The organism is Streptomyces sp. NPDC002004 (assembly GCF_053593975.1).
This window is the reverse complement of sequence record NZ_JBSFDP010000005.1, coordinates 132,169-149,877: the sequence shown is the minus strand read 5'-3', so window position 1 is coordinate 149,877 and position 17,709 is coordinate 132,169. Positions and strand designations below refer to the sequence as shown.

Below are 17,709 nucleotides of genomic sequence, written 5' to 3'. Positions count from 1 at the left end.
ATACCATGGGCTTCCGGGGCCTGACCGGGGGACCCGGATCGCACGAGGAGCGTGCTCTTGCCAGACGAGGCCCAGCCACTCGCCGCCAAGCCCGATCAGCAGGCCGCGGCACCCACCGCCGCCCCCGTGAAGCGCGCGGACAACGCGAAGAGCGGGTCCGCGCAGCGCGCCCAGGGGGCGCCCCGGGAGTCGGCGGCCGATCAGACGCGCCCGAAGCCGCCCGTGGACCGCCCGGCCGGCGCCGCGCCCGTCCGGCCCGTGGCGGGCCCGCCCGCGCGTTCGGCCTCGTCCAACCGTGTACGCGCCCGTCTCGCGCGCCTCGGCGTCCAGCGCTCCAACCCGTACAACCCGGTCCTGGAGCCCCTGCTGCGGATAGTGCGCAGCAACGACCCCAAGATCGAGAACTCCACGCTCCGCCAGATCGAGCGGGCCTACCAGGTCGCCGAGCGCTGGCACCGCGGCCAGAAGCGCAAGAGCGGCGACCCGTACATCACGCACCCGCTCGCCGTGACGACCATCCTCGCCGAGCTCGGCATGGACCCGGCCACGCTGATGGCGGGCCTGCTGCACGACACCGTCGAGGACACCGAGTACGGCCTGGAGCAGCTGCGCCGCGACTTCGGCGACACCGTCGCCCTTCTCGTCGACGGCGTCACCAAGCTGGACAAGGTCAAGTTCGGCGAGGCCGCTCAGGCCGAGACCGTGCGCAAGATGGTCGTTGCCATGGCCAAGGACCCGCGCGTCCTGGTCATCAAGCTCGCCGACCGCCTGCACAACATGCGCACCATGCGCTACCTCAAGCGGGAGAAGCAGGAGAAGAAGGCCCGCGAGACCCTGGAGATCTACGCCCCGCTGGCGCACCGGCTGGGCATGAACACGATCAAGTGGGAGCTGGAGGACCTCGCCTTCGCGATCCTCTATCCCAAGATGTACGACGAAATCGTGCGTCTGGTCGCGGAGCGCGCCCCCAAGCGGGACGAGTACCTGGCCATAGTGACCGACGAGGTCCAGGCCGACCTGCGCGCCGCCCGTATCAAGGCCACCGTCACCGGCCGGCCGAAGCACTACTACAGCGTCTACCAGAAGATGATCGTCCGCGGCCGTGACTTCGCGGAGATCTACGACCTGGTGGGCATCCGCGTCCTCGTCGACACGGTCCGCGACTGCTACGCGGCACTGGGCACCGTCCACGCGCGCTGGAACCCGGTTCCGGGGCGCTTCAAGGACTACATCGCGATGCCCAAGTTCAACATGTACCAGTCGTTGCACACGACGGTCATCGGGCCCAACGGCAAGCCGGTCGAGCTGCAGATCCGCACGTTCGACATGCACCGCCGCGCCGAGTACGGCATCGCCGCGCACTGGAAGTACAAGCAGGAGGCCGTCGCGGGCGCCTCCAAGGTGCGCACGGACGCGCCGAGGAGCGCGGGCAAGGACAAGGACGCCGTCAACGACATGGCGTGGCTGCGCCAGTTGCTCGACTGGCAGAAGGAGACCGAGGACCCCTCGGAGTTCCTGGAGTCCCTGCGCTTCGACCTGTCCCGCAACGAGGTGTTCGTCTTCACGCCGAAGGGCGACGTCATAGCGCTGCCGGCCGGCGCGACACCGGTGGACTTCGCGTACGCGGTCCACACCGAGGTCGGCCACCGCACCATAGGGGCGCGGGTCAACGGACGTCTCGTCCCCCTCGAATCGACCCTGGACAACGGCGACTTGGTGGAGGTCTTCACCTCCAAGGCACCCGGCGCGGGGCCGTCCCGCGACTGGCTCGGATTCGTCAAGTCGCCGCGTGCCCGCAACAAGATCCGTGCCTGGTTCTCCAAGGAGCGCCGCGACGAGGCGATCGAGCAGGGCAAGGACGCCATCGCGCGGGCGATGCGCAAGCAGAACCTGCCGATCCAGCGGATCCTCACCGGCGACTCCCTCGTCACGCTCGCGCACGAGATGCGCTACCCCGACATCTCGTCCCTGTACGCGGCGATCGGCGAGGGCCATGTGGCCGCGCAGAACGTCGTGCAGAAGCTGGTGCACGCGCTCGGCGGCGAGGAGGCCGCGAGCGAGGACATCGCCGAGAGCGCGCCGCCCGCGCGCGGACGCCGCAAGCGCCGTTCCAGCGCCGACCCGGGTGTCGTCGTCAAGGGCGTCGACGACGTGTGGGTCAAACTGGCCCGCTGCTGCACGCCCGTGCCCGGCGACCCCATCATCGGCTTCGTCACCCGTGGCAGCGGAGTCTCCGTGCACCGCAGCGACTGCGTCAACATCGAGTCGCTGTCCAGGGAGCCCGAGCGCATCCTCGACGTCGAATGGGCGCCGACCCAGTCGTCGGTCTTCCTGGTCGCCATCCAGGTCGAGGCGCTGGACCGCTCGCGTCTTCTGTCGGACGTCACCAGGGTCCTGTCCGACCAGCACGTCAACATCCTGTCGGCGGCGGTCCAGACCTCGCGCGACCGCGTCGCCACGTCCCGCTTCACCTTCGAGATGGGCGACCCCAAGCACCTCGGGCACGTCCTGAAGGCGGTCAGGGGCGTGGAAGGCGTCTACGACGTGTACCGCGTGACATCGGCACGCAGGCAGTAGCCGGTACGAGCGTGAGGCGACGGCCGGCGCGGCCGTGACGCGGAGGCTCGTACGACCTCGGCTGTGACGCGTCGGCCCGAGCGGCCCGCACGGCCCAGGCGGTCGGCGCGGCCGTGACGCGGAGGCCGACACCGCTCCGACGTGCGCGCACCCGCCATGCCGCCGACGCGCGGACGGCGACCGACATGACGAAGGGGCTCCCGTACGCACCGTACGGGAGCCCCCTTCGCGCAGCCGGGGTATGTCAGCCGCCGAACTCCTCCAGGCCCTTCAGCGCCTGGTCGAGCAGCGCCTGACGGCCGTCGAGCTCCTTCTGGAGCTTGTCGGCCTTCGCGGTGTTGCCCGCAGCGCGCGCCGCCTCGATCTGCTCACGCAGCTTGTCGACGGCCGCCTGCAGCTGGCCGGTCAGGCCCTCCGCACGCGCACGCGCCTCCGGGTTGGTACGCCGCCACTCGGCCTCCTCGGAGTCCTGGAGAGCCCGCTCGACGGCGTGCATCCGGCCCTCGACCTTCGGCCGGGCGTCCCGCGGCACATGGCCGATGGCCTCCCAGCGCTCGTTGATCGAGCGGAACGCGGCGCGCGCCGTCTTGAGGTCCGCGATCGGCAGGAGCTTCTCGGCCTCCTCGGCCAGCTCCTCCTTCAGCTTGAGGTTCTCGGCCTGCTCGGCGTCGCGCTCCGCGAAGACCGAACTGCGCGCCGCGAAGAACACGTCCTGGGCGCCGCGGAAGCGGTTCCACAGGTCGTCCTCGTGCTCGCGCTGCGCCCTGCCCGCGGCCTTCCAGTCGGCCATCAGCTCGCGGTAGCGGGCCGCGGTCGGACCCCAGTCCGTCGAGTCGGACAGCGCCTCGGCCTCGGCGACCAGCCTCTCCTTGGCCTTGCGGGCCTCCTCGCGCTGCGCGTCCAGCGAGGCGAAGTGCGCCTTGCGGCGCTTGGAGAACGCCGACCGGGCGTGCGAGAAGCGGTGCCACAGCTCGTCGTCCGACTTGCGGTCGAGTCGCGGCAGCCCCTTCCACGTGTCCACCAGCGCCCGCAGCCGCTCACCGGCCGCCCGCCACTGCTCGCTCTGCGCCAGCTCCTCCGCCTCGACGACCAGCGCCTCCTTGGCGTGCCGCGCTTCGTCGGACTGCTTGGCCTTCTGGGCCTTGCGCTCCTCGCGGCGGGCCTCGACCGCCTCCACGAGCTTGTCCAGGCGGGCGCGGAGCGCGTCCAGGTCACCCACGGCGTGGTGCGAGACCACCTGCTCGCGCAGGTGCTCGATCGCCGTCATGGCGTCCTTGGCGGACAGGTCGGTGGTCTTCACCCGGCGCTCGAGGAGGCCGATCTCCACGACAAGGCCCTCGTACTTGCGCTCGAAGTAGGCCAGGGCCTCATCGGGAGAACCGGCCTGCCAGGAACCGACGACCTGCTCTCCGTCGGCCGTACGCACGTACACGGTCCCCGTCTCGTCGACGCGGCCCCACGGGTCGCTGCTCACAGCGCCTCCTCCACATGATGCCCGCGGTGGCCTGCTGGGCCCCCGGGCATCGTCCACAGTTTCGTCACCGCCAACATAGGCGAACGGCGGGCGGCCTGTCCGCATCCAGCGCGACCGAAATTTCGCAGTTGGGGATCAGGATTTCGTCACGATGGCCTGGTTGATGACGACGGTGGCGTTGGGGGCGCCGTCGCCCTGCCCGGTGCTCTCACCCGCGTCCGCGATCTTCTTCAGAACCTTCAGCCCCGATTCGGAAATGGTCCCGAACGGTGTGTAGTCGGGCGGGAGCTGACTGTCCTGGTAGACGAGGAAGAACTGACTGCCGCCGGTGTTCCGGCCCTTCTTCGTCTGGGGGTTGTACTGGTTGGCCATCGCCACCGTCCCCGCCGGATACACATTCCCCTTCAGGCGCGTGTCCTTGAGGTTCTCGTCGGGAAGCGTGTAGCCGGGCCCGCCCATGCCGTTGCCCTTGGGGTCGCCGCACTGCAGCACGTAGATACCCCTGGTGGTCAACCGGTGGCACTTCGTGTGGTCCAGATACCCCTTGCCGGCCAGGAAGTCGAACGAGTTCACCGTGTGCGGCGCCTTGGCGGCATCCAGACTCAGCGGAATGTCACCGCACGTCGTGCTCAGCTTCATCGTGTACGAAGCCGACTTGTCGATCGTGAGCGCCGGCTCCTTCTTGAAGGTCAGGTCCTTGACCTTGCCCGGCGCGGGCTTGGCGCACGGGTCCGGCGCCTTGCTGGTGGGCGCGCTGCTGGGCTCGCTGCCCGCGGTGTTCTTCTTGCCGTCGCCGCTGAACGCGCCGGCCGCGTAGGCCACCGCGCCGCCGGCGACGACGACGGCGAGCGTCGACACGATCACCGTGTTGCGGATCCGCGCACGACGGTACGCGGTCTGCCGCCGCTCCTGCTGTCGCGCGAACTTCTCCCGGGCGAGCTGCCGCCGCCGCTGATCCTGGCTGACCACCGGGTTCTCTCCTCGTACGTCTCGAGTGCTCGTGCAGTGCGACTTGTGGTGTTCACGGGGCGCATGGGTCGTGTGAGCCGAGCGTCCGCTGTGCCCCGTACCGTATATGGGTTCGCTGTGGAATCGGCAGCGCCGGTAGGCTCGGACCTGCCACATTCGCGGAACGACGTCCCGGACGACGCCGACCGAGTCGATCAGGACGGCGCCGATCCGCCGGAGACACCGAGAGGACGTAGGACGATCGTGCTGATTGCCGGATTCCCCGCGGGGGCCTGGGGCACCAACTGCTACCTGGTCGCTCCCGCCGCGGGTGAGGAGTGCGTGATCATCGACCCGGGCCACCAGGCCGCCGAGGGAGTCGAGGACGCGCTCAAGAAGCATCGGCTCAAGCCCGTCGCGGTCGTTCTCACCCACGGTCACATCGACCATGTCGCCTCGGTGGTCCCGGTCTGCGGGGCGCACGACGTCCCGGCGTGGATCCACCCCGACGACCGGTTCATGATGAGCGACCCGGAGAAGGCGCTCGGGCGGTCCATCGGTATGCCGCTCATGGGTGAACTGACCGTGGGGGAGCCCGACGATCTGCGGGAGCTGGCGGACGGCGCCCAGCTGAAGCTGGCGGGCCTCGACCTCACCGTCGCGCACGCGCCCGGCCATACCAAGGGGTCGGTGACCTTCCGGATGCCCGAGACCCAGGAGATCCCCTCGGTCTTCTTCTCGGGCGATCTGCTCTTCGCCGGCTCCATCGGACGCACCGATCTGCCCGGCGGCTCCATGGACGAGATGCTCGGCTCGCTGGCCCGCGTGTGCCTGCCGCTCGACGACTCGACCGTGGTGCTGTCCGGCCACGGCCCCCAGACGACCATCGGCCAGGAGCGCGCCACCAACCCGTATCTGCGGCAGGTGGCCGCCGGCCTGGGAGCGGAGACGACCTCCGCGCCCCGACGAGGAATGTGACGAGAGACTTTCCGTGAGCACCTTCAAGGCCCCCAAGGGCACGTACGACCTGATCCCGCCGCGTTCGGCGAAGTTCCTTGCCGTGCGCGAGGCCATCACCACTCCGCTGCGCAACTCCGGCTACGGCTACATCGAGACGCCCGGCTTCGAGACCGTCGAGCTGTTCGCGCGCGGCGTCGGTGAGTCCACCGACATCGTGACCAAGGAGATGTACGCCTTCGAGACCAAGGGCGGCGACCGGCTGGCCCTGCGCCCCGAGGGCACCGCCTCCGTGCTGAGGGCCGCGCTGGAGGCCAACCTGCACAAGGCCGGCAACCTCCCGGTCAAGCTCTGGTACTCGGGCTCCTACTACCGCTACGAGCGCCCGCAGGCGGGTCGTTACCGCCACTTCTCGCAGGTCGGTGCCGAGGCGATCGGTGCCGAGGACCCGGCGCTCGACGCCGAGCTGATCGTCCTCGCCGACCAGGCGTACCGCTCGCTGGGGCTGCGCAACTTCCGCATCCTGCTGAACTCGCTCGGCGACAAGGAGTGCCGCCCCGTGTACCGGGCCGCGCTCCAGGACTTCCTGCGCGGGCTCGACCTCGACGAGGACACCCGCCGCCGCGTCGACATCAACCCGCTGCGCGTCCTCGACGACAAGCGCGAGTCGGTGCAGCAGCAGCTCGGAGGCGCCCCCCTGCTGCGCGACTTCCTGTGCGACGCCTGCAAGGCGTACCACGAGCAGGTGCGCGAGCTGATCACGGCCGCCGGTGTCGCCTACGAGGACGACCCGAAGCTGGTGCGCGGCCTCGACTACTACACCCGCACCACCTTCGAGTTCGTGCACGACGGGCTCGGTTCGCAGTCCGCGGTGGGCGGCGGCGGGCGCTACGACGGCCTGTCCGAAATGATCGGCGGCCCGTCGCTGCCGTCCGTCGGATGGGCGCTCGGCGTCGACCGCACGGTGCTGGCCCTGGAGGCCGAGGGCATCGAACTTGCCCTGCCCGCCGCCACCAGCGTGTTCGCGGTGCCGCTCGGCGACGAGGCACGCCGTGTCCTCTTCGACGTGGTCACCCGGCTGCGACGGGCCGGGATCGCCGCCGACTTCGCGTACGGCGGCAAGGGGCTCAAGGGCGCAATGAAGAACGCCAACCGCAGTGGTGCGCGGTACGCCGTCGTCGCCGGTGAGCGCGACCTTGCCGACGGTGTCGTCCAGCTCAAGGACATGGAGTCCGGGGAGCAGGTCGCGGTTCCCGTGGACACGGTGATCGCGGAGCTCCAGCAGCGCCTGGGCTGACCGGGACCGCCGGTCCCCGAACGCCGGACGGGCTGACCTTTCAGCCCGTCCGGCGACCGAGGGCGAGGAGCCGTCCGGCCGAGGACGGCAGCCCCCAGGGGCGGGACGGGTGCGGCGAAAGGCGCCGTACGGCTCCGCGTCCCGTCAACTCGGCGGGAGCCGCGTCAACTTGACGGGTCGGCATTCGTCCCGTCGGACGATCCCGGCGCGCGGGGCGCCGTCCGCGCCGAGGGCCTGGGCGTTCCGCGCCGAGCCGGTGATCCGGCACCGCCGCATCGAACGCCCCGCACCCCCCGCGCGTATCTCCTTATGTCCATCGAACGGTGGACGACCGCGCGGGTACGGCACAATGAGCCTGCCCGCAGGCCCCTGCGGGTCCACGACTCGACTGACGGATCGGCGTGATGAGCAAGACGACGACAGCCATGGAAAGCGTCTCCGCACCGGGCCCGGCCCAGGTTCCGCGCAGCGTCGGCGGCAGCCGCGCCTTCGCGCTGCTCCTGGTGATCACGGGAGCGGCGGGGCTGCTGGCGGCCTGGGTCATCACGCTCGACAAGTTCAAGATCCTCGAGGCCAAGGCCGCGGGGAAGTCCTTCACGCCGTCGTGCAGCCTCAACCCCGTCGTCTCCTGCGGCAGCGTCATGGAGAGCAAGCAGGCCGCGGCCTTCGGCTTCCCGAACCCCATGCTGGGCCTGGTCGCCTACGGCATCGTGATCTGCGTCGCCATGAGCCTGCTGGCCGGCGCCCGCTTCCCGCGCTGGTACTGGCTGACCTTCAACGCCGGCACGCTGTTCGGCGTCGGCTTCTGCACCTGGCTGCAGTTCCAGTCGCTGTACCGCATCGGCGCACTGTGCCTGTGGTGCAGCCTGGCGTGGGTCGCCACCATCCTGATGTTCTGGTACGTCACCTCCTTCAACGTCCGCAGCGGCTTCCTGCCCGCGCCTGGCTGGCTCAAGAGCTTCTTCGGCGAGTTCACCTGGGTGCTCCCGGTCGTGCACGTCGGGATCATCGGCATGCTGGTCCTGACGCGCTGGTGGGACTTCTGGACCTCCTGACCGGCGCCCGGGCGTTGTCGGTGCGGTGACATAGGGTCGTACGCGTGGAGCCCGATCTGTTCACCGCCGCCGCCGAGGAACGCCAGGAGAAGGACCCGGCCGGCAGCCCGCTGGCCGTCCGGATGCGCCCGCGCACGCTCGACGAGGTCGTCGGCCAGCAGCACCTGCTGAAGCCCGGCTCGCCGCTGCGCAGGCTCGTCGGCGAGGGGAACGGCGGCCCCGCGGGACCCTCCTCGGTGATCCTCTGGGGCCCGCCCGGCACCGGCAAGACGACCCTGGCGTACGTCGTCTCCAAGGCCACCAACAAGCGCTTCGTGGAGCTCTCCGCGATCACCGCGGGGGTGAAGGAGGTGCGCGCCGTCATCGACGGCGCCCGCCGCGCCACCGGCGGCTTCGGCAAGGAGACCGTCCTCTTCCTCGACGAGATCCACCGCTTCAGCAAGGCCCAGCAGGACTCCTTGCTGCCCGCCGTGGAGAACCGCTGGGTCACCCTCATCGCGGCCACCACGGAGAACCCGTACTTCTCCGTGATCTCCCCCCTGCTGTCCCGCTCCCTGCTGCTCACGCTCGAACCGCTCACCGACGACGACGTACGCGGACTGCTGCACCGCGCCATCGCCGACGAGCGGGGCCTGGGCGGCGCCGTCACGCTGCCCGGGGACGCCGAGGAGCACCTGCTGCGGATCGCCGGCGGTGACGCCCGGCGCGCGCTGACCGCGCTGGAGGCGGGCGCCGGCTCCGCGCTCGCCAAGAGCGAGGACGAGATCACCCTCCGGACCCTGGAGGAGTCCGTCGACCGGGCGGCGGTGAAGTACGACCGGGACGGCGACCAGCACTACGACGTCGCCAGCGCCCTCATCAAGTCCATCCGCGGCTCCGACGTGGACGCGGCGCTGCACTACCTCGCCCGGATGATCGAGGCGGGCGAGGACCCGAGGTTCATCGCCCGGCGGCTGATGATCTCCGCCAGCGAGGACATCGGCCTCGCCGACCCGACGGCGCTGCCCACCGCCGTGGCGGCCGCTCAGGCCGTCGCCATGATCGGCTTCCCCGAGGCCGCGCTCACCCTCAGCCACGCCACGATCGCCCTGGCCCTCGCCCCCAAGTCGAACGCGGCGACCACCGCGATAGGCGCAGCACTCGAGGACGTCCGCAAGGGCCTCGCGGGCCCCGTGCCCCCGCACCTGCGCGACGGCCACTACAAGGGCGCCGCCAAGCTGGGCCACGCCCAGGGCTACGTCTATCCGCACGACGTGCCGGGCGGGATCGCGGCCCAGCAGTACGCGCCGGACGCCCTTGCGGGCCGCCGGTACTACCAGCCCACGCGGTACGGCGCCGAGGCGCGGTACGCGGACGTGGTCGAACGGGTCAGGGAGCGGCTCAAGGGCGGGGACAGGGGCGGCGAACGAGGCGGCGAAAAGGGCGGCGACGCCTGAGGTAGACTTGCGCGAAGCGCTGCGTCCCGTGTCCGGCTTCGGCCGGCACCACCAGAGCGGGACAGGCAGCCGGAAAACCCGGGCCCTTGTGGCACGGGGATTCCAGGAGCGTCGCGCACCGTCGAACGGTGTCGCGGGCAGCCCACCACTCACGGTCCTCGCGAGAGAACCCTGCGGTCGGTGGGCCACTCGCGTGCTGCACGTATGTGCCCAGAGCAGGGGAGCGGCTGCCCGAAGGGTCCACTCGGATCCGAAGGGTTTCCCCGTCTGCGGATGCGACCTCCCCTAACCCTGGTGAAGCCGATTTCACAGAGAACAGAGAGGTTTGGTTCGTGGCGAACCAGTCCCGTCCCAAGGTCAAGAAGTCGCGTGCGCTCGGTATCGCGCTGACCCCGAAGGCCGTCAAGTACTTCGAGGCCCGCCCCTACCCGCCGGGTGAGCACGGCCGTGGCCGCAAGCAGAACTCGGACTACAAGGTCCGTCTGCTCGAGAAGCAGCGTCTGCGCGCGCAGTACGACGTTTCCGAGCGTCAGCTGGTCCGTGCCTACGAGCGCGCCAGCAAGGTCCAGGGCAAGACCGGTGAGGCGCTGATCATCGAGCTCGAGCGCCGTCTCGACGCGCTGGTCCTGCGCTCCGGCATCGCCCGCACCATCTACCAGGCCCGTCAGATGGTCGTCCACGGCCACATCGAGGTCAACGGCAAGAAGGTCGACAAGCCGTCCTTCCGCGTCCGTCCGGACGACGTCGTGATGGTGCGCGAGCGCTCCCGCGAGAAGACGCTGTTCCAGGTCTCCCGCGAGGGTGGCTTCGCCCCCGAGGGTGAGACCCCCCGCTACCTGCAGGTCAACCTGAAGGCCCTGGCGTTCCGCCTGGACCGTGACCCGCAGCGCAAGGAGATCCCGGTGATCTGCGACGAGCAGCTCGTCGTCGAGTACTACGCCCGCTGATCCGGACGTAGCGCTCCACAGCGAACCGAGCGTTCCGGCCCGTCGTCCCCCCGCCCTTCGTGGCGGGGAGGCGGCGGGCCTCCGCTTTTTCGTCGCTTCGACAGGACCCCCGCAAGTCCCCCGGATTCCCGCCACGACGCCCGCGATCCGGCACCTAATCCGGTACGGACCGACGGCGGCGGCGCGATAGGCTCGGGGGACGACTTTTCGATGTTCGTGACGCGATGTTCACAGGGAGCGGTGCGCAGTGACCGGTGGAGAGGTGGCCGGGATTCTGGTGGCCGTCTTCTGGGCGATCCTGGTCTCGTTCCTCGCCGTGGCGCTGGCGAGGCTCTCCCAGACGCTCAGGGCGACCACCAAGCTCGTGGCGGACGTGACCGACCAGGCGGTTCCGCTGCTCGCCGACGCATCCGCCGCGGTGCGTTCCGCGCAGACCCAGATCGACCGGGTCGACGCCATCGCGTCGGACGTCCAGGAGGTCACGTCGAACGCGTCGGCGCTCTCCACGACCGTCGCCTCCACCTTCGGCGGCCCCCTGGTCAAGGTCGCCGCGTTCGGGTACGGCGTGCGCCGGGCCCTCGGCCGCAAGGGCGCCCCCACCACGAACGTGACCACCGAGCCGTCCCGGCGTACCGTGATCGTGGGCCGCACCGTGCCGTCCGCGCGACGGGGCAAGCGGAAGAAGGACTGACGCAGCGATGTTCCGCCGTACCTTCTGGTTCACCGCCGGCGCCGCAGCGGGCGTGTGGGCCACCACCAAGGTCAACCGCAAGCTCAGGCAGCTGACCCCGGAGAGCCTTGCGGCGCAGGCCGCCAACAAGGCCGTCGAAGCCGGTCACCGGCTCAAGGACTTCGCGCTCGACGTCCGCGACGGCATGGCCCAGCGCGAGGCCGAACTGACCGATGCGCTCGGTCTCGACGCCTCCGCCGACCGCGAGCTCCCGGCCCAGCGGCGCACCGCTGCGCTGGAGAACCGCCCGGGCCGCAAGGGCGGACCGGACACCAAGCACATCAAGCAGATCAAGCACATCGAGTACCTGGAGAACCCCTCGTACTCGTCCAACCGGAATGAGGACCACTGATGGAGTCGGCTGAAATCCGCCGCCGCTGGTTGCGCTTCTTCGAAGAGCGCGGGCACACCGTCGTGCCGTCGGCGTCGCTGATCGCGGACGACCCGACCCTGCTCCTGGTCCCCGCGGGCATGGTGCCCTTCAAGCCGTACTTCCTCGGCGAGGTCAAGCCGCCCTATCCGCGTGCCACCAGCGTCCAGAAGTGCGTCCGCACGCCGGACATCGAAGAGGTCGGCAAGACCACCCGGCACGGCACCTTCTTCCAGATGTGCGGCAACTTCTCCTTCGGCGACTACTTCAAGGAAGGCGCCATCAAGTACGCCTGGGAGCTGCTCACCGCGTCCCAGGACCAGGGTGGCTACGGCCTGGAGCCGGAGAAGCTCTGGATCACCGTCTACGAGGAGGACGACGAGGCCGAGCGCATCTGGCGCGACGTGATCGGCGTCCCCGCCGAGCGCATCCAGCGTCTCGGCATGGGCCCCAACTTCTGGTCCATGGGCGTCCCCGGCCCCTGCGGCCCGTGCTCCGAGATCAACTACGACCGCGGCCCCGAGTTCGGCGTCGAGGGCGGCCCGGCCGTCAACGACGAGCGCTACGTGGAGATCTGGAACCTGGTCTTCATGCAGTACGAGCGCGGCCAGGGCATCGGCAAGGAGAACTTCGAGATCCTCGGAGACCTGCCGAACAAGAACATCGACACCGGTCTCGGCCTCGAACGCCTCGCCATGATCCTGCAGGGCGTGCAGAACATGTACGAGATCGACACCTCGCGTGCCGTGATCGACAAGGCCACCGAGCTGACCGGCGTCCGCTACGGCGAGGCCCACGACAGCGACGTCTCCCTGCGCGTGGTCTCCGACCACATGCGCACCTCCGTCATGCTGATCGGCGACGGCGTGACCCCCGGCAACGAGGGCCGCGGCTACGTCCTGCGCCGCATCATGCGCCGGGCCATCCGCAACATGCGCCTGCTCGGCGCCACCGGCCCGGTCGTCGGCGAGCTCGTCGACACCGTCATCAAGACGATGGGCGAGCAGTACCCGGAGCTGGAGACGGAGCGCAAGCGCATCGAGACCGTCGCCCTCGCCGAGGAGGCGGCCTTCCTCAAGACGCTGAAGGCCGGCACCAACATCCTCGACACCGCCGTCACCGAGACCAAGGCCGCGGGCGGCACGATCCTCGGCGGCGACAAGGCGTTCCTGCTCCACGACACCTGGGGCTTCCCGATCGACCTCACCCTCGAGATGGCCGCCGAGCAGGGCCTGAGCGTGGACGAGGACGGCTTCCGCCGCCTGATGAAGGAGCAGCGGGAGCGCGCCAAGGCCGACGCCCTGGCCAAGAAGACCGGCCACGCCGACCTCGGCGCCTACCGCGAGATCGCCGACGCCTCCGGCGAGACCGACTTCGTCGGCTACGCCCAGACGGAGGGCGAGTCCCGCATCGTCGGCATCCTCGTCGACGGCGTGCCGTCGCCCGCCGCCACCGAGGGCGACGAGGTCGAGATCGTGCTCGACCGCACCCCGTTCTACGCCGAGGGCGGCGGCCAGATCGGCGACACCGGCCGCATCAAGCTGGACACCGGTGCCGTGGTCGAGGTCCGCGACACCCAGAAGCCGGTCCCGGGCGTGTACGTCCACAAGGGCGTCGTCCAGGTCGGCGAGGTCACCGTCGGCGCCGCCGCGCAGGCCTCGATCGACGTGCGCCGCCGCAAGGCCATCGCCCGCGCCCACTCGGCCACCCACCTGACGCACCAGGCGCTGCGGGACGCCCTCGGCCCGACGGCCGCCCAGGCCGGTTCCGAGAACCAGCCCGGCCGGTTCCGCTTCGACTTCGGCTCCCCGTCCGCCGTGCCCACCACGGTGATGACGGACGTAGAGCAGAAGATCAACGAGGTGCTCGCCCACGACCTGGACGTACAGGCCGAGGTCATGAGCCTCGACGAGGCCAAGAAGCAGGGCGCCATCGCCGAGTTCGGCGAGAAGTACGGAGAGCGCGTCCGCGTCGTCACCATCGGTGACTTCTCCAAGGAGCTGTGCGGCGGCACGCACGTCCACAACACCAGCCAGCTGGGTCTGGTGAAGCTGCTCGGCGAGTCGTCGATCGGTTCCGGCGTACGCCGTATCGAGGCCCTGGTCGGCGTCGACGCGTACAACTTCCTCGCCAAGGAGCACACCGTCGTCGCCCAGCTCCAGGAGCTGGTGAAGGGCCGTCCCGAGGAACTGCCGGAGAAGATCTCCGCGATGCTCGGCAAGCTGAAGGACGCCGAGAAGGAGATCGAGAAGTTCCGCGCGGAGAAGGTCCTCCAGGCCGCCGCCGGCCTCGCCCAGGGCGCCAAGGACGTCCGCGGCGTCGCCCTGGTCACCGGCCAGGTTCCGGACGGCACCACCGCCGACGACCTGCGCAAGCTGGTGCTCGACGTGCGCGGCCGCATCCAGGGCGACCGCCCGGCCGTCGTGGCCCTCTTCACCACGGCGAACGGCCGTCCGCTGACGGTCATCGCCACGAACGAGGCCGCCCGCGAGCGTGGCCTCAAGGCCGGTGACCTGGTCCGTACGGCCGCCAAGACCCTCGGTGGCGGTGGCGGCGGCAAGCCGGACGTCGCCCAGGGCGGCGGCCAGAACCCGGCCGCCGTCGGCGAGGCGATCGACGCCGTCGAGCGCCTGGTCGCCGAGTCGGCCCGCTAGGCCGGCGGACGTCGTGATGCGAAGAGGACGTCGCCTCGCGGTCGACGTCGGGGACGCCCGTATCGGGGTCGCCTCGTGCGACCCCGACGGGATCCTCGCGACCCCCGTGGAGACCGTGCCGGGACGTGATGTCCCGGCCGCCCAGCGGCGGCTGAAGCAGCTCGTCGAGGAGTACGAACCGATCGAGGTCGTCGTCGGTCTCCCTCGCTCCCTCAAGGGGGGCGAGGGCCCGGCCGCGGCGAAGGTCCGCGGGTTCGCCCAGGACCTCGCCCGCGCAATCGCACCCGTTCCGGTACGACTGCTGGACGAGAGGATGACCACAGTGACGGCCAGTCAGGGGCTGCGCGCCTCGGGCGTGAAGTCCAAAAAGGGCAGGTCCGTCATCGATCAGGCAGCCGCTGTGATCATCCTCCAGCAGGCCCTGGAGTCCGAACGGGCGTCAGGTAAAGCTCCGGGCGAGGGCGTCGAAGTGGTCATCTGATCGCGATACGGTAACGTTCCGCGCGATGCGGCGGTGTTCGAACAGCCGCCGCACAGCAAAAGAGGCGGATGCGATGCCGTGCCACGAGCGCCCAGCAGCAGCCGCCGCCTCGCGGCTCTAGGGGATCGATGACTGAGTATGGCCGGGGCCCTGGCTCCGAACCGTGGCATCCGGAGGACCCGTTGTACGGGGACGTCGGATGGGGAGGACAGCAGGCCCAGGGCGGGTCGTCCCCCCACGGCGGCCAGCCGCAGTACCACCCGCAGCAGCCGCAGCACGCACAGCACGTCCAGCAGACACAGCACGCCCAGCAGTACGGCCAGTGGGACACGGGACAGCAGCAGGGCTACGGCCCGCAGGACGCGTACGGCCAGCAGCAGTACCCCGGCGGAGGCTGGGACACCACCACGCACGGCCAGATCCCGTACCCCGCCGACCCGGCCGATCCCTACGGCGCCCAGCAGCCCCAGACGTACGGCGGCGAGCAGCCCGACTTCTACGGGACGCCCGAGGCCTTCCCGCCGCCCGAGCCGCCGGGCCGTCGGCGTGCGCCCGAGGCGGAGCCCGTACCCGAGACCGACTGGGACCCGGGTCCGGACCAGGGGGAGCACGCGTTCTTCGCCGAGGGCGACGACGATGACGACGACACCCCGCGCGGGCGCGGCAACCGGCGCGGTGGACGCTCCGACAAGGAGAAGGGCCGAAAACGCCGTAGTGGCTGCGCCTGCCTCGTGGTCACGCTGGTCTTCGGCGGCGGCCTCGGCGGTGTCGGATATTTCGGCTACCAGTTCTACCAGAACCGTTTCGGCGCGGCGCCCGACTTCGCCGGCGAGGGCAACGGCGACACGGTGGTCGTCGACATCCCCAAGGGTGCGGTCGGCCTCGAGATCGGGCGGCTCCTGAAGGAGAAGGGCGTCGTCAAGAGCGTCGACGCGTTCGTCTCGGCCCAGTCCGAGAACCCGAAGGGGCAGACGATCCAGGAGGGCGTCTACACCCTCCAGAAGCACATGTCGGGCGCCAGCGCCGTCGCGCTGATGCTCAGCCCGAAGAGCCGCGACAACCTGATCATCCCCGAGGGCAAGCGCAACGCCTGGGTCTACGCCGAGATCGACAAACGGCTGGGCAAGCCGAAGGGCACCACACAGGCCGTCGCCAAGAAGGACCTGAAGTCCCTCGGCCTGCCGGACTGGGCCGACACCAACACGAAGATCAAGGACCCGCTGGAGGGCTTCCTCTACCCGTCCAGCTATCCGGTCGCCAAGGGCATGAAGCCCGAGGACGTCCTCAAGAAGATGGTCGACCGGGCCAAGGGCAAGTACGACGACATCGATCTGGCGGACCAGGCGCGCAGGCTGCACCTGAAGGACCCGCTCCAGGTCCTCACGGTGGCGAGCCTCGTCCAGGCCGAGGGCAAGTACAAGCACGACTTCGACAAGGTCGCGACGGTCGTCTACAACCGCCTCAAGCCGGACAACACCGAGACCTACGGCCTGCTCGACTTCGACTCGACGGTGAACTACGCCAAGGCCTCCAGCACCCTGGACACCGGCTCCGTCGACAAGCTGCGGCAGTTCAAGGACCCGTACAACACCTATGCCGTCAAGGGCCTGCCGCCCGGACCGATCGGCAACCCGGGCGACGTCGCCCTCAACTCCGCCCTCCACCCGGCCAAGGGCAACTGGTACTACTTCGTCTCGATCAACGAGGACAAGACCCTCTTCGCCGAGACGAACGAGGAGCAGAACCGCAACCGCCAGATCTACGAACAGGAACGGCAGAAGTCGAAGCAATGAGCAGCAAGCGCCGAGCCGCCGTTCTCGGCTCCCCGATCGCCCACTCGCTCTCCCCGGTGCTGCACCGCGCCGCGTACGACGAACTGGGCCTGACGGGATGGACGTACGACCGTTTCGAGGTGGACGAGGCGGGGCTGCCCGGTTTCCTCGACGGCCTCGGCCCCGAGTGGGCCGGGCTGTCGCTGACCATGCCGCTGAAGCGGGCCGTGATCCCGCTGCTCGACGAGATCAGCGACACCGCGTCCTCCGTCGAGGCCGTCAACACGGTCGTCCTCGCCGAGGACGGCCGCCGGGTCGGCGACAACACCGACATCCCGGGCATGGTCGCGGCCCTGCGCGAGCGCGGTATCGACAAGGTCGACTCGGCCGCGATCCTCGGCGCGGGCGCCACCGCCTCCTCCGCCCTGGCGGCGCTCTCCCGGGTCTGCGCCGGCGAGGTCGTGGCGTACGTGCGCAGCGAGGCGCGCGCCGCCGAGATGCGGCAGTGGGGCGAGCGTCTGGACGTCGAGGTCCGCATCGCCGACTGGGCCGAGGCCGACCGCGCGCTGCGCGCCCCGTTGGTGATCGCCACCACCCCGGCGGGCACCACGGACGCCCTCGCGTCCGCCGTCCCCGAGCGGCCCGCGACGCTGTTCGACGTGCTGTACGACCCCTGGCCGACCTCACTCGCGGCGCGCTGGTCGGCGTACGGAGGAGCCGTCGTGAGCGGGCTGGACCTCTTGGTGCACCAGGCGGTCCTTCAGGTGGAGCAGATGACCGGGCACGCCCCGGCGCCCCTCGACGCCATGCGCAGGGCCGGTGAGCACGCCCTCGCCGCACGCGGGGACACCCCGGAGCAGCCGGGCGGCTGACCGCCCGCGGCGGACCCGCGGCGGACGGGCGGCGGGGGAGGGGTTCGTCCGGCAGATGGACCGGCGGCCGGTCCATGCGCCGGGACGTGGGAGGATCGGAGGTGGCGGGCCGGGGCCGCGCACCCGGTCGCGCCGCCGC

The 17,709-nt window shown here is 70.3% G+C and carries 14 protein-coding genes; 12 read left to right on the top strand and 2 right to left on the bottom strand.

Annotation, left to right across the window (positions count from 1 at the left end):
• Positions 1–57 precede the first annotated feature (57 nt).
• Positions 58–2,577, top strand: a complete 2,520-nt coding sequence (locus tag ACWCP6_RS10965) for a RelA/SpoT family protein (RefSeq protein WP_450932071.1) — start codon at positions 58–60, stop codon at positions 2,575–2,577.
• Between the two features lie 244 nt (positions 2,578–2,821).
• Here the strand turns inward: ACWCP6_RS10965 and ACWCP6_RS10960 are convergent, their stop codons facing one another.
• Together ACWCP6_RS10960 and ACWCP6_RS10955 are read right to left on the bottom strand one after the other, a co-directional pair.
• On the bottom strand, positions 2,822–4,051 hold the full coding sequence (locus tag ACWCP6_RS10960) for a DUF349 domain-containing protein (RefSeq protein ID WP_450932070.1): 1,230 nt from the start codon (positions 4,049–4,051) through the stop codon (positions 2,822–2,824).
• A gap of 135 nt (positions 4,052–4,186) precedes the next feature.
• Positions 4,187–5,020, bottom strand: a complete 834-nt coding sequence (locus ACWCP6_RS10955) for a peptidylprolyl isomerase (protein ID WP_450932069.1) — start codon at positions 5,018–5,020, stop codon at positions 4,187–4,189.
• A gap of 243 nt (positions 5,021–5,263) precedes the next feature.
• On the opposite strand from ACWCP6_RS10955, the gene ACWCP6_RS10950 reads away from it, so the two are divergent.
• The 11 genes from ACWCP6_RS10950 to ACWCP6_RS10900 all read left to right on the top strand — a co-directional run bounded on the left by ACWCP6_RS10950 (position 5,264) and on the right by ACWCP6_RS10900 (position 17,570).
• Positions 5,264–5,977, top strand: a complete 714-nt coding sequence (locus ACWCP6_RS10950; protein ID WP_450932068.1) for an MBL fold metallo-hydrolase — start codon at positions 5,264–5,266, stop codon at positions 5,975–5,977.
• Positions 5,978–5,990: 13 nt separating this feature from the next.
• Positions 5,991–7,253, top strand: coding sequence for a histidine--tRNA ligase (hisS, locus tag ACWCP6_RS10945; RefSeq protein ID WP_450932067.1), 1,263 nt, complete (start codon positions 5,991–5,993; stop codon positions 7,251–7,253).
• A 404-nt stretch (positions 7,254–7,657) separates the two neighbouring features.
• Entirely contained in the window at positions 7,658–8,308 is a 651-nt protein-coding gene (locus ACWCP6_RS10940; RefSeq protein ID WP_450932066.1) for a vitamin K epoxide reductase family protein, read from the top strand.
• Positions 8,309–8,352: 44 nt separating this feature from the next.
• Positions 8,353–9,744: a replication-associated recombination protein A gene (locus tag ACWCP6_RS10935; RefSeq protein ID WP_450932065.1), complete on the top strand. Its 1,392-nt coding sequence runs from the start codon at positions 8,353–8,355 to the stop codon at positions 9,742–9,744.
• Positions 9,745–10,076: 332 nt separating this feature from the next.
• Positions 10,077–10,691 (top strand): 30S ribosomal protein S4, encoded by a 615-nt coding sequence (gene rpsD / locus ACWCP6_RS10930; protein ID WP_450932064.1) that lies wholly within the window; start codon positions 10,077–10,079, stop codon positions 10,689–10,691.
• 247 nt (positions 10,692–10,938) lie between these two features.
• On the top strand, positions 10,939–11,382 hold the full coding sequence (locus ACWCP6_RS10925) for a DUF948 domain-containing protein (RefSeq protein WP_450932063.1): 444 nt from the start codon (positions 10,939–10,941) through the stop codon (positions 11,380–11,382).
• A gap of 7 nt (positions 11,383–11,389) precedes the next feature.
• Positions 11,390–11,773 carry a DUF6167 family protein gene (locus tag ACWCP6_RS10920; RefSeq protein WP_450932062.1) on the top strand — a complete coding sequence of 128 codons (384 nt, stop codon included), beginning with the start codon at positions 11,390–11,392 and terminating at the stop codon, positions 11,771–11,773.
• Positions 11,773–14,445, top strand: a complete 2,673-nt coding sequence (gene alaS, locus ACWCP6_RS10915) for an alanine--tRNA ligase (protein WP_450932061.1) — start codon at positions 11,773–11,775, stop codon at positions 14,443–14,445. Before ACWCP6_RS10920 ends, alaS begins: the two co-directional genes overlap by 1 nt.
• 16 nt (positions 14,446–14,461) lie before the next feature.
• A complete protein-coding gene (gene ruvX / locus ACWCP6_RS10910) occupies positions 14,462–14,926 on the top strand; it encodes a Holliday junction resolvase RuvX (protein ID WP_450932060.1) in 465 nt (154 codons plus the stop codon).
• A 128-nt stretch (positions 14,927–15,054) separates the two neighbouring features.
• A complete protein-coding gene (gene mltG / locus ACWCP6_RS10905; protein ID WP_450932059.1) occupies positions 15,055–16,719 on the top strand; it encodes an endolytic transglycosylase MltG in 1,665 nt (554 codons plus the stop codon).
• Positions 16,716–17,570, top strand: a complete 855-nt coding sequence (locus tag ACWCP6_RS10900) for a shikimate dehydrogenase (protein ID WP_450932058.1) — start codon at positions 16,716–16,718, stop codon at positions 17,568–17,570. The genes mltG and ACWCP6_RS10900 overlap by 4 nt, the downstream gene beginning before the upstream one ends.
• Positions 17,571–17,709: the final 139 nt, after the last annotated feature.

What these genes read in the sequence shown, in the direction of transcription:
- ruvX (WP_450932060.1), top strand. Translation starts at nt 14,462, where the DNA reads ATGCGAAGAGGACGTCGCCTCGCGGTCGACGTCGGGGACGCCCGTATC.
- alaS (WP_450932061.1), top strand. Translation starts at nt 11,773, where the DNA reads ATGGAGTCGGCTGAAATCCGCCGCCGCTGGTTGCGCTTCTTCGAAGAG.
- ACWCP6_RS10940 (WP_450932066.1), top strand. Translation starts at nt 7,658, where the DNA reads ATGAGCAAGACGACGACAGCCATGGAAAGCGTCTCCGCACCGGGCCCG.
- ACWCP6_RS10920 (WP_450932062.1), top strand. Translation starts at nt 11,390, where the DNA reads ATGTTCCGCCGTACCTTCTGGTTCACCGCCGGCGCCGCAGCGGGCGTG.
- mltG (WP_450932059.1), top strand. Translation starts at nt 15,055, where the DNA reads ATGACTGAGTATGGCCGGGGCCCTGGCTCCGAACCGTGGCATCCGGAG.
- ACWCP6_RS10900 (WP_450932058.1), top strand. Translation starts at nt 16,716, where the DNA reads ATGAGCAGCAAGCGCCGAGCCGCCGTTCTCGGCTCCCCGATCGCCCAC.